This window comes from Parabacteroides sp. 52 (assembly GCF_010500925.1).
Taxonomy (GTDB): domain Bacteria; phylum Bacteroidota; class Bacteroidia; order Bacteroidales; family Tannerellaceae; genus QVMG01.
Genome location: NZ_QVMG01000004.1, coordinates 97,386 through 111,033, shown reverse-complemented (window position 1 = coordinate 111,033; position 13,648 = coordinate 97,386). Strand labels below are relative to the sequence as shown.

4 protein-coding genes are annotated in these 13,648 nt (G+C 43.1%); 2 read left to right on the top strand and 2 right to left on the bottom strand.

Annotation, left to right across the window (positions count from 1 at the left end):
* Window positions 1–63: 63 nt before the first annotated feature.
* Complete coding sequence (locus D0T51_RS04475) at window positions 64–3,987, top strand: response regulator (protein WP_163725750.1); 3,924 nt, start codon at window positions 64–66, stop codon at window positions 3,985–3,987.
* Between the two features lie 91 nt (window positions 3,988–4,078).
* Here the strand turns inward: D0T51_RS04475 and D0T51_RS04470 are convergent, their stop codons facing one another.
* Both D0T51_RS04470 and D0T51_RS04465 read right to left on the bottom strand, forming a co-directional pair.
* Window positions 4,079–6,121, bottom strand: a complete 2,043-nt coding sequence (locus tag D0T51_RS04470) for a RagB/SusD family nutrient uptake outer membrane protein (RefSeq protein WP_163725748.1) — start codon at window positions 6,119–6,121, stop codon at window positions 4,079–4,081.
* Between the two features lie 19 nt (window positions 6,122–6,140).
* Window positions 6,141–9,395, bottom strand: coding sequence for a SusC/RagA family TonB-linked outer membrane protein (locus D0T51_RS04465; protein WP_373457007.1), 3,255 nt, complete (start codon window positions 9,393–9,395; stop codon window positions 6,141–6,143).
* Between the two features lie 347 nt (window positions 9,396–9,742).
* On the opposite strand from D0T51_RS04465, the gene D0T51_RS04460 reads away from it, so the two are divergent.
* Window positions 9,743–13,531 (top strand): TIM-barrel domain-containing protein, encoded by a 3,789-nt coding sequence (locus D0T51_RS04460; protein WP_163725747.1) that lies wholly within the window; start codon window positions 9,743–9,745, stop codon window positions 13,529–13,531.
* Window positions 13,532–13,648: the final 117 nt, after the last annotated feature.

Genomic DNA, 13,648 nt, shown 5'->3' with positions numbered 1-13,648 from the left:
GGCAAGTCAAAAAGCGCCTATGTCTATTATTATCTAAGAATGTTCCGTATTTGACTACAAAACATGAGAAAACACATTATTACTCTGTTGATTATATTTTTCGGAGGCATTGTTCGTATTTCTGCATATCCTGAATATTTTGTCAAACAGATCTCATTGGAAGAAGGTCTTTCCCAATCGACGGTCAAATGTATATTGACTGACCATAGAGGATTGATATGGATTGGTACCCAATTTGGTCTGAATTGCTTCGACCGGGAACAGATAAAATCATATTATCACGATAAAAACAATCCCCATTCACTTCCTTTTGATGAGATCGATTTCATAGAAGAGGATGCCCTGCATAATTTATGGGTGGGTACGGAATATGGCTTGGCTTTATATGATCGGGAGAATGATCTTTTCAAACAAATCTATCACAAGGACCGGCAGATCACGTCCCGTACCTGCCTGTGTGTAGATGAAGGCATTCTCTTTTTCGAAACAGACCGGATTTTACTTTATCGGTATACCGATAAACAGTTCCACGAACAACCGATGCATGCACCTGCGGAATTCTCTATGCATGTAGAGGATGTGAAAATATATGATCAAACCAATGGGAAAATACTCTTAGCCACACGCTGGAATGGGGTTTGGTGGTACTATTGGCATACCGGAGATGTAGAGCGAGTCTCTTTTATCCCGGAAAAAAATATTACCGAGATTTATGTCGATCAAACAAATCATATATGGGTTGCCCCTTATGGAAAAGGAGTTTTTGCCTATACCGGTGAAGGGGTATTAAAGAAACAACTGTCTACGGCTAATCAGTTGCGCAATGATGTGGTATTGGATATCCTGGAATGGAAAGACGAGATCTGGCTGGCAACCGATGGGGATGGTATACATATATATAATAAAGAGAAAGATGAAGTCCGGGTTATTGAGCATCAATCGGGCAATACACATTCTCTGCCGGTGAATTCATTCAGATGCTTGTACAAAGACCCGGTAAACAATCTCTGGGCAGGAAGTATACGGGGTGGGCTGATCGGATTGAAAGAGATTTCCATACAGACCTATAAGGAGTCTCCGTTTGGCTCGACACATGGGTTAAGTGAAAAGACGGTGACCGGAATGTATGAAGATACGGACGGGATAATATGGCTGGGAACAGATGGAGGGGGTGTAAACCGCTTTGACCCATCCACACGCCTGTTTCGTCATTACCCCCAAACCAAACAGGCAAAGGTGGTCTCCATTATTCCTATGAATGAGAATGAATTGCTCTTATCGCTATTCAGCCGGGGGCTTTACATTTTTGATAAACAGACCGGCAAGATGCGGGAATATCCGATAGCTGATAAAGAACAACATACGCGCATGTTTCGCGTAGGCCGTTCTGCCCATTTACACCGAAGAAATAAAGATTCTTTTCATATCTACGCCGACAGTGTGTATATATATAATCAATCCACCCGAAAGTTAACGACTGTAACAATAGATGAAAAAGGCCCCTGGGTTTCCTCCTTACATCATATCTATTCGAATAATTACGTCAGTTATCTGATGGGAGCCTACGATTTGTTTGAGGTGAACCAGCTGCAACAAACCATGCGACCTCTCTATCGTTCCCATTACTCCATCGGAATCATCTCGGCTGTCTGCCGCGATAAAAAAGGGAATTTCTGGATTGGTTCAACCACCGGATTATATCATTATGATTCCATTCAGGACACATTGAAGGCCATCGACAATTATCGTTTTGTCGGTATCCAGACCTTAGGTTTCGACAATAGAGACCGATTGTGGATCGGTACCCATAACGACTTGTATGCGTATAATCCGGAAGATGAGAGAGTGGCTGTCTTCGGGGAGTCGGATGGTATCTCGGCCAATGAATATATCAACAAAGCCCCTCTTATTACCCGCTCGGGCGATCTGTATCTGGCCGGGGTAATGGGCTTGGTTCATATAAGTAAAGACTTGCCTTTCGCGGAGCAACCGGATCCTTCGATCAACCTATTGGAGGTTGTATTAGACGGAGAACGCCTTGGCCTTCCTGCGGAGAATCACATGGTGGTTCCATGGGATTATACTTCGCTGCATATCAAAATGATGGTCTTAGAGGATGATCTCATGCGTAAGAAGTTATTTCGTTATTATATCCGCGGCAACCAGGAAGAGGTGATCGAACTGCCGAACCATGTGATATCCTTGTATTCGCTCCCTATCGGCTCTTACGAGATATGGGTTTCCTGCTACAAAAAAAACGGCGATTGGAGTGAACCGGTTGAATTAGTAAAAATATCTATTACCCCTCCCTGGTGGAAGACCGAATGGTTCATCTGCCTATTTATCGTTTTTCTGATAGGTACTATTATAACGGTCGTTGCTTCTTTTATCCGCCGCAAAGAGAATAAAATGAAATGGGCCATAAAAGAACATGAGCAAAAGACATATGAAGAGAAAATACGCTTTCTGATCAACCTGAGTCATGAGTTACGCACTCCTTTGACATTGATCTATGCACCCTTGAAACGTTTATTAAAAAATGGAGAGGTAAAAGATGCCGATCAGGAAAAACAACTGACCAGCATATTCAAACAAACCCGGCGCATCAAAAATCTGATTGATATGGTATTGGATGTGCGGAAGATTGAAAAGGGCGGTGAAACACTCCATATCAAACCACATGCACTCAATGAATGGATACGGACAGTGGTTGATGATTTCTCGAATGAGTTGGAATCACAGGAACGCACGCTTCTCTTTGATCTCGATGAACGGATAGAAATGGTTCCTTTTGACGCCATCAAATGTGAAGTGATTCTTTCCAATCTGTTGATAAATGCCATTAAGTTCAGTGAACCCTCGACCACCATCACCATCACGACCCGGCTGGAAGGAGAATATGCCCGGATTGCGATTTGTGATGAAGGGATCGGTTTAGGGAATACGGATCCTTCCCGTTTGTTTGTTCGCTTCTATCAGGGATCGCATAGTGTAAACGGGACAGGGATAGGGCTTTCCTATGCGCGTATGTTAATTGAATTACATAACGGATCAATCCATGCAACAAATAATCCGGAAAAAGGCGCTACCTTCTTTTTCACCCTGCCGTTAATCCATCAAGGTATTCCCGTGTTAGAGATGGGGGCACCCACGTCTACAGAGGCATGGTTCTGTTCCGACCAGGAATTCATACCAACACCGGAGTTTTCTACTCAAAAATATACCGCGATCATTGTCGAAGACGAACCCGAATTGCGAGATTACCTGAAGCAATCACTGAAACCACATTTCAAACAGGTTTATGTAGCGGAAGACGGAGTCGATGCAGGGACTAAGATCCGGCAAAACCAACCGGATATTATCATCAGTGATGTGATGATGCCCCGCATGGATGGCTTCGAACTTTGCCGGGAGGTAAAGAGTGACATCGAAATCAGCCATATCCCCGTAGTCCTTCTGACGGCACGTACGGATACGGAAAGTACGACACAAGGCTATAAATTGGGAGCAGATGCCTACATTGCCAAGCCTTTTGATATGGATTTCCTGTTGGTCATTCTAAAGAATCAGTTGAATAACCGGGAAGCGGTCAAACTACGCTATAAGGATAATAATCAAGTGATAGCCCCCCGGGAAGAGACTATCAGTAATGCCGACGAACAATTCATGTTGAAACTGAATCATTTCATTCAGGAAAGTCTCGAGAACCCACTACTGGATGTAAACTATGTGGCCGATCATATGGCGATGAGCCGTGCCTCGCTCTACAACAAACTGAAACTATTGACTGATGTCAGTGTAGGCGACTATATCAATAAGTTTCGTATGACACGCGCATTGGAACTATTGGCAAACAAAGACCTTACCATCATGGAGATATCCGAACGCTCGGGTTTCTCCAACCAAAGATATTTCAGTACGGTCTTCAAACAGGCCTATGGCTTGACCCCTTCCCAATACCGGCAGAAGAAAGAAGTGAAAAAGTAAGATCTATCAAAAAGAATCCCCCTGCCCGGAAGGACAGAGGGATACCACTTTATTTATTAAAAACTTTATTTACTCCAAGACAATCGCTTGCTTACCTTTCCGCATGTCCACCGCCGACAGAAGGCCAGTAAAGGTTCTGATACAGGTAGGTATCGTCTTTACTTCCACTGGGGGATGCGTAGAGCATATCACCAATGCTGATCGGAGTCAGGTAATAAGCTTCATGCCAGTTGTAACCGTTTCGCAGGTCATTGGTTCCGGACATGCTGCGGCTGTAGGGGCGCAGGTATTTGCTGAGTGACGAGGCCGACACGATGGCGTTATCGGAACCGTCGGCTATCATTTCTATCGGATTACCTTCTGCGTCGACGGTGTATTTCTGATACATCGCATCCCAGAAATTCACTCCTTCAGGGATCCATTGGGTGGTTGTCAAGCGGTCGAACGAGCGCCAGCGGAGTAAGTCCATATAACGTTGTCCTTCGCTAAACATTTCATTCATACGTTCCCGGCGAATATTATAGAGGGTTTTATCTACCGGAGACGTACCGGAGTATACCCCGAAGTCGGCCTCCTTACTTAAGTCGGTTGCCGCAATCGTAGCTTCGATCGTTCCATTGATACCGGCACGCGTGCGTAGATTTTGCCAGTAGGTCTTGGCCGTGGCATCGAGGGTACCGTTCAGTTCATAACTGGCCTCCATATAATTCAATAAAGCCTCAGCAGTACGGAAGATCGGACAGGCATTTGTGCCACGCACCTCATCGTTCGTGGTCTGCTGATAATCATAGGTGTAATATTTACGGGGCTGATAACCGGTGATACAACGTTGTTCATCGGTCGCTTCCGTTATCGACGGTTTAGAGAACGGATCACCGGCTTTCGGGGATGCCGGATCGGTGTCAATCACTGTACTTTCTCCCCAGATAAACAATTGCAAGCGTTCATCACGTCCTGCTTTCGCATTGTCAATAGATAGATCCCCTTTATACTCCTTACTGGCATAAATCGGTGTCCCATCTTTCATCAGAAACGATTCTACAAAGGTGCGGGTATAACCATCCCCGCAACCGACTTTACAACGGAAGGGAGCATTGTGTTTAACATTCTGTGAACTATTATACTCTTTCCAGAACAAAACTTCGGGAACTCCAGCCAAGGAAGGACGGCTGTACATTTCGAAGTACGGATTCCATCCACTGGTGATACCCAATGTCGGTTCTATAACATGATTGTTAACCGTTAACTGTGCATTATCAGCTACCTCCTTAGCGGCAGTCATCGCTTCGGTCAGGAAGAAACGGATCTCATTATCTATATTGAAACTCTTACCACTGTTGTACGAAGCATTGGCTCCGGCCCAGTTATTATCACCCGGAACGCGTCCACTTCCTTTGTGGTATTTCTCGAAAGTGCCTTCATACAGAGCTACCCTTGATTTGAATAACAAAGCGGCTTCACGATTCAAGCGCTGCCCGTTGAATTGACTGCGGGAAGCTAACAAGCTGATCGCTTTGTCCAGATCTTCCAGAATAAAGCGGGCCACCTCATTGCGGGGGGCGCGCTTACTGGCATCAATGATAATCTCATTCTCATCGGGAAGTACAGTCGTCACGATAGGAAAATCACCGAATACAACCAAAGCCCGGTAGTAACAGATGGCACGCATAAAGTAGATCTCGCCGATATAATTCTTTATCATTGTTTCATTACCTGAGATCTCTCCCGCTTCGTACTTTGGTAGTACGATTTCCAGGAAGTAGTTACAGATACGGAAATTCGCGAAATAATCCGATTGCAGATTCTTTGCCGAAGGTACTTCCCAATAATTGTCAGCAAACAAGGTGGTATTTCCATTCACCCCTTGAACGAAAATATCTGTATTTCGATCCGACCGTGCCATCCCATCGTTATAGGCCTGCTCGTGATACATCGATCCGTTATAAGGATTCTTCAGGAAGGTATTGTAATAATTATTTAGATAAGAGGCCAACTGATCTGCCGTCGAATAAAAGGATTCGGGGGTGATCTGGCTGACCGGCCCCATATCGATCAGATCGTTGCAAGAGGGGCTGATAACCATAGCCGATCCCAGCAACGTACATAAAGCTATATTCTTGATATTTAGTTTCATGATTTTACTTTTTTAGATATTAGAAATTAAGGGATAATCCGACAGCAACGGTACGTTGTAACGGATAGGTTTTACCCGATCCCCATCCTTCGTTGCCATAGCCGCCAAAGGCTTCCGGGTCGTAGATATTGGAAAGGCTGGTGAGGGTAAAGAGGTTGTCGCACGACAGGTATATACGACAGTTTTCTATACCGGCTTTGCCTGTCCATGCACGTGGCAAGGTGTATCCCAACTGTATATTTTTACAACGCAGGTAGGAAGCATCTTGCAGGTAACGCGTTTGCGTCTCCTGGTTTTTCTGGATCCCTCCGAAGTAAGGTTTCGGGTAATAGGCTCCTTGGTTATCTTCCCGCCAATAGTCCAGGTGATCTTCGAAGCAGGCCGATTGCCATACATTCCCTGTTGCTCCCCAGAAATAAGCATCTCCTTTGGAAAATGCCCAATCGCGCTTAAGCACACCTTGGAAGAAGATTGAGAAGTCTATACCTTTCCAGGCTACGTCAAGATTCAAACCCACCCGGTAACGCGGGGTCGTATTTCCGATCACGGTCAAATCGCCATGGTTTTCCAATGTGTTATCACCTTTTGAAACGACACCGTCGCCATCCAGGTCTTTATACATCACATCTCCGGCACTCCAGTTCGAGCCCCAGTTCGGACGATTCTTGGCAATCCATGCATCCATCTCATCTTGCGAAGATGCTATTCCCTGAGTAGTATATCCCCAGATCTCATTCAACATCTTGCCATCATAGTAAGTACCTAATGAACCGGTTTCATTCGGGTAGGAAAGGATCTTTGCACGGGAATCCGAGAGATTCAGACGGGCACCGTATTTTACCTGGCCAATCTGGTCTCTCCAACCGATCTCCAGTTCCCAACCGGTCGAGCGCATATCACAGTTGTTGACCTGTGGAGCTGATGTACCTAAAGCAGAGCCCAATGTAGGAGCGGGTCCGATCATATCTTTAGTCGTACGTGAGAACCAGTCGAATGTACCGGTCAAACGGTTGTTCAAGGCCGCCCAGTCCAAACCTATATCCCAGCTTTCTACGGTTTCCCAAGTCAACAGCGAACTGACAATACCCGGTAAAGAAGAAGTGTTTGGCTTTTCACCATTGATAAGCCATCCCCCGTTAGCTGCTCCGATCGCTTGTTGTTGATAGAAAGGATACCAATCTGTAAATGAGTTATACTGGGAACTAGTATTTCCTAATTGTCCCCAGGAAGCACGCAGTTTCAACATGCTGATCTCGTCGGTCAGGTTCTGGAAGAATGATTCACGTGCGATATTCCAACCCAGGGATACCGATGGGAACCAAGCCCAACGCTGGTCGCCGACGAACCGGGAAGAACCGTCGTAACGGATATTAAATTCGAATAGGTAACGGCCGTCGTAATCGTAATTCAAACGTCCGAAATAACCTGCCGTCGCCCGGTTCCAGTAACCATCACCTGTCTTCATATTGGCTTGTGCCTGGCTCAGATAGGGCTTATCGTTGGTGGTCAGATTCGTTCCACTGCCCCAGAGGTTATCCTGGTCATAGCGTTCGTAGTTCAAACCTGCCATTACTTTCCCGTTGTGGAGACCGATACTTTTGTTGTAGTCGGTGTACACATTGACCGCATAATAGTTCTGTTTGAAGCGGTTATCATAAACATATGAATCTGTTCCATAACCACTATCGCGAATAAACTGGGTATTATCTACCGTATAATGATAGATAGGGAATTTGTTTTGAGTTGTTTTATTATAAGTATTACGCATGGAACCTTCTGCGTAGATCCGCCAGTCTTTCAACGGTTCGATCGTTAACCGGAGCTGTTGGGTAAACAGGTCGTTATTTTGATTGTAAGTTCCTCCGTCTTCCAGTTCGGCAATTTCCATTCCTTCCGCCCAATGGCCGTTGGGATCGACCGGATAACAGGTCGGCCAGCGACGCGCGATGTTATGGAAGAACAAACCGGTCATGTATTGTGGTTTGGAGTAGTCTTTTCGGGTCCATTTATTGGTATAGTCCAGGCGAATCCAATCAGTCAGTTGAGCGCCGATCTTGGCATTCATCGTATAACGGCTCATCTTGTCTTCTCCGTGAGCGATCAGACCGTTCTGATTGAAGAAGCTACCGCTCACCGACCAGACCACTTTTTCGGAACCACCACTCAAGCTGAGGTTGTGTTGGGTGGAAGGTACATTCTTTTTATAAAACTCATCGAACCAGTTCGTATTGGCAAAACCACTGCCATACTGTGCCCATTTACCGTTCGATCCGGCGACGGCACCGTAATATTCCGGTTGGGAGGGATCGGTGTATTCACCACGCTGGAACTTCAACATCTTCTCCATGGTTTCTTCGGAGAAATAGTTTCCGCCCCCCGCGTTTTTATTTGCCGCGTTGTAGAAGGTAGCGAAGGTATACGAATCGACCATTTCGGGAAGTTGGGTAGCGGTACTGAAACGGACATCGCCCGAATAAGTCACCCTTACCTTACCGGCTTTCCCGCTTTTGGTAGTCACCAGGATCACCCCGAAAGCAGCCCGTGTACCGTAGATCGAAGCCGAGGCTGCATCTTTCAATACGGAGATACTTTCAATATCGTTCGGATTAACCAGGTTCAGGTCGCCTTCAATACCGTCGACCAGGATCAATGGGTTATCGCTGGAACTGATCGATCCCGTACCACGGATATTGATATTCATACTCGAGTTCAAATCTCCCCCACTCGAAGAAGTTGTCAGGTTCAGTCCCGGAATCGCACCCTGTAATGCCTGGCTGACGTTGGCCACCGGACGGGATTCGATCACTTCCGAGCCGACCATACTGACAGCACCTGTCACGTTGACTTTCTTTTGTGTACCATAAGCGATCACCACCACCTCATCGAGCGCCTGTGCATCGTCCAACAATACGATATTCAGCGTTTCTTGATTGGTTATTTGAATCTCTTTGTCTTTGAAACCAATATAAGAAACCTTTAACGTAGCCCCTTCCGGAATACGTAAGGAGAACCCTCCATTGATATCAGTCACCGTTCCATTCGTTGTTCCTTTCACCGACACATTGGCTCCGATAACCGTCTCTCCCGTAGAGTCTTTCACTACTCCGGTAATGGTTCTTTCACTCTGCTGGCTTATCTTTACGCCGGCATTACCCAAAATCAATTGTTCTGCCTCCGCCTTTGTCTGTACGGAGGAGAGCAGGAAAAGGGAGACGCACATGGTACTCCAATAGCCTATCCCCCTGACATTAAGTCTTTTCATGTTGAATGTCATTTTTAGTTTTTTCATTAATACTGTTTAAAGCATATCAAAATCCTTTGTTTTACAACGGCAAATAAACCACTTAGTCCGTAGGATAGCATCCAATATTGTCTAAGCTTTTTTCAAATTCAGATAAACAGGAAAGAAGAACAAAAGCAGAAAACAAGCCTCTAAACGCCCAAAGTATTGATTAGACAAAAACAAACATCCGGTGGATAAAAATAAACATCCAACCAAACACAGCAACTAATTAAAAATCATTAGAATATTATTCAAGATAATTGGTTAAATTTGCATGCACAAATAAAACCCCATGTCGAGCCAGGCTAATAAAAAAGACAATTAAATAGATTAACAACATGAGAAATTCAATAATTTTACTTTTTTTGCTTTTCTTCCCTGCCGTTATAATAGCTCAGGAAAGCAAACATATCGTTAGCGCAAAAGTGATTAACCCTACTACTGTAGAGGTCCTATTTTCCGAGAATCAGAGAATGACGTTCGACTTTTACGGAGATAATATTTTCCGTGTCTTTCAAGACAATAACGGAGGAATCATTAAAGATCCCGAAGCGACCCCCAAAGCTCAGATATTACTGGACAACCCACGTAAGACGGTTTCTTCTTTAGATTTGGTAGATGATAGTAATTTCGTAATCATTAAAACGAATAAAGTAGAAGTAAGATTAAATAAAAGAACAACTCTTTTTGAGGTGAAAAATACGAAAACAAATACTGTAGCCTTCGAAAGCGTTCAACCGATAGAGTTTGGTGAAGAAAGAACAACAGTATATCTTAAAGAAAATCCACAAGAATATTTCTACGGCGGCGGCGTTCAGAACGGTCGTTTCTCACACAAAGGTAAAGCTATTTCCATTGAGAATCAGAACAGTTGGACTGACGGTGGCGTTGCTTCTCCAACCCCTTTCTATTGGTCGACCAACGGTTACGGTGTTATGTGGTATACTTTCAAAAAAGGGATTTACGACTTTGGAGCCAAGGAAAAAGGTTTAGTTACTCTTTATCACGAGACAACTTATTTAGATGTTTTCTTTATGATAAACGAAGGAGCTGTTCCTCTATTAAATGATTTTTTTCAGTTGACAGGAAACCCTGTATTAATACCTAAGTTCGGTTTTTATCAAGGTCACCTTAATGCATATAACCGCGATTACTGGGTAGAAGATGAAAAAGGTATTTTATTTGAAGATAACAAGCGATACAAAGAAAGTCAAAAGGACAACGGTGGCGTAAAAGAGTCTTTAAACGGAACTCCTGAGAATTATCAATTCTCTGCACGTGCTGTAATTGATAGGTATAACAGGCATGATATGCCTTTAGGCTGGCTTCTTCCAAACGATGGTTATGGTGCTGGCTACGGACAAACAGGTACTTTAGACGGTAATATTCAAAACCTGAAAAGCCTAGGTGATTATGCCGAAGCAAAAGGCGTTAAGATTGGTTTGTGGACTCAGTCAGATCTTCATCCTAAACCTGAAATTGAAGCTCTTCTTCAACGCGATATTGTGAAAGAAGTTCGCGATGCAGGAGTAAGAGTATTGAAAACAGACGTTGCCTGGGTCGGTCCGGGATATTCTTTTGGCCTAAACGGTATTGCCGACGCTTCTCAAGTAATGACTTACTACGGAAATAATGCGCGTCCTTTTATTATCTCTCTTGATGGTTGGGCGGGAACCCAACGTTATGCAGCTATTTGGTCGGGCGACCAGACAGGCGGACAATGGGAGTATATCCGTTTTCATATTCCTACTTATTTAGGATCCGGATTATCCGGCCAGCCGAATATTACTTCCGATATGGACGGTATTTTCGGTGGAAAAAACCTGACAGTTAACACGCGCGATTTCCAATGGAAAACATTTACACCCATGGAGTTGAATATGGACGGATGGGGTTCTAACGAGAAATACCCTCATGCTTTAGGTGAACCGGCTACTTCTATCAATCGTTGGTACTTGAAAATGAAATCAGAGCTCATGCCTTATGCCTATTCCATAGCTAGAGAATCGGTCGATGGTTTGCCAATGATCAGGGCTATGTTCTTAGAATATCCTAATCCGTATACTTATAGTAAGGCAACTCAATATCAATTCTTATACGGCCCTTACTTTTTGGTTGCCCCTATTTATCAAGAAACAAAAATAGATACTCTTGGGAATGACATACGCAACGGCATTTATCTTCCCGAAGGTGTTTGGATTGATTATTTCTCAGGAGAAAAATACGAAGGCAATCGTATTCTAAATAATTACGACTCTCCCCTGTGGAAACTTCCTGTGTTTGTAAAGGCAGGAGCTATCATCCCAATGGTTAATTCAAATAATAATGTAGATCAGATAGATAATACAAATCGTATATATGAACTTTATCCTTCGGGGAAATCTTCTTTTACGGAATATGACGACGATGGTTTGACCGAAGAGTATCGGTTCAATAGGGCAACTACTACCTTAATAGAGTCTGATGTAAATAAAAAGGGGGATGCTATTATAACTATTTATCCCACAAGAGGCGATTTCGACGGTTTTGTTAAAAATAAATCGACAGAGTTTAGAGTGAATGTTACTGCCAAGCCAAAGAAGTTATCTGCAAAAGTAGGGAAAAGTAAGATCAAACTAACGGAAGTAAAATCATTGGCTGACTTTAATAAAGGAAGTAATGTCTATTTTTACAATACGGCTCCAAACCTCAATCGATTTGCAACTCCCGGAAGCAAATTTGAGAAAGAAGTTATTACGAAGAATCCTCAAATCTGGGTTAAACTTGCCTCGACTGATATAACTTCCAATCAAACGACTTTAACAGTTGAAGGATTTGTCTTCGCTCCTACAGATACTCATAAGAAGTCAACAGGTGCTTTAACAGCCCCTAACGCCTCCGTTACAGAAGAGAATACAGAAGCTTATACTGTGGTTGCTACTTGGGACGCTGTAAATAATGCAGATTATTACGAGATTGATTTCAACGGAATGCGATACTCGACAATTAAAGATACGGAACTATTATTCGACGGATTAGAAGCCGAGACAACTTATACATTCCAAATTCGTTCGGTAAACAAAGACGGACATTCTGATTGGTCTGAGTTTGGAGTTACAACAAAATCCAATCCATTAGAATTTGCTATTCATGGAATTGTTGCTACTTCTACTATTCCAAGTCAGAGCAGATCTTCCAGTATTTCTAAAATGTTCGACTTTGACGAAGGAAACCTATGGCATACTAAATACGATACAATAGCTGTTCCGAGCGATATTGTTATTGACCTAAAAACAATTAATAAATTAGACAAATTCCATTATTTACCTCGTGAAGGTGCTAGCAACGGAACACTTTTAGAAGGTACTATTTCTTATAGTATGGATAAAAACAATTGGGTTGTTGTAGATTCTTTCAAATGGGAAAAGAACGATGAAATAAAGATCTTTACTTTTACAGAACAGCCTACTGCACGTTATATTAAAATGTCAATTACTAAAACGGTTGGTAACTTTGGCTCCGGTAAAGAGATGTACATATTCAAAGTTCCAGGTACAGAAAGCTATCTTCCTGGTGATATCAATAATGATGGAAAAGTAGACGAAAATGACCTGATGTCTTATATGAATTATACAGGTTTAAGAAGGATCGACTCGGATTTTGATTATGTAAGTGCAGGTGACTTAAATCAGAACGGATTAATTGATGCTTATGATATTTCTGTTGTTACAACTCAGCTAGAAGACGGTGTTAGCCGCTCGGCAATAAAAGAACTTTCGGGTAAACTTCATATAGCTGCGTCGAAACAAAATTACAACGAAGGAGATATTGTTGAAATCACCGTAAAAGGTGCTGATCTATGTTCAGTAAATGCGCTTAGCTTTGCCCTTACATATAATCCTCAAGATTATGAATACACAGGTATAGAGGCTCTGAATATGAAAACCATGAACGATTTAACAAAAGATCGGCTTCATTCTAACGGTGTAAAAGCTTTATATCCTACGTTTGTTAATACAGGCAAAAAAGAATCTCTTGAAGGAACAGAAGATTTATTCATCATAAAGATGAAAGCAAAAAAGAAACTAAAGTTTTCCTTAAAAATAACAGATGTTATTTTAGTGGATAAGAATCTGAATATGAAGTAAACCCCCAAATAACATGATACAGAGGCCATCTCAAATTTATTTTGAGATGGCCTCTGTTCTTTGGAATGGGTTTTACCTCAAATATGAGGTCAGAAATTTCCACAAAAGCTTTTACTT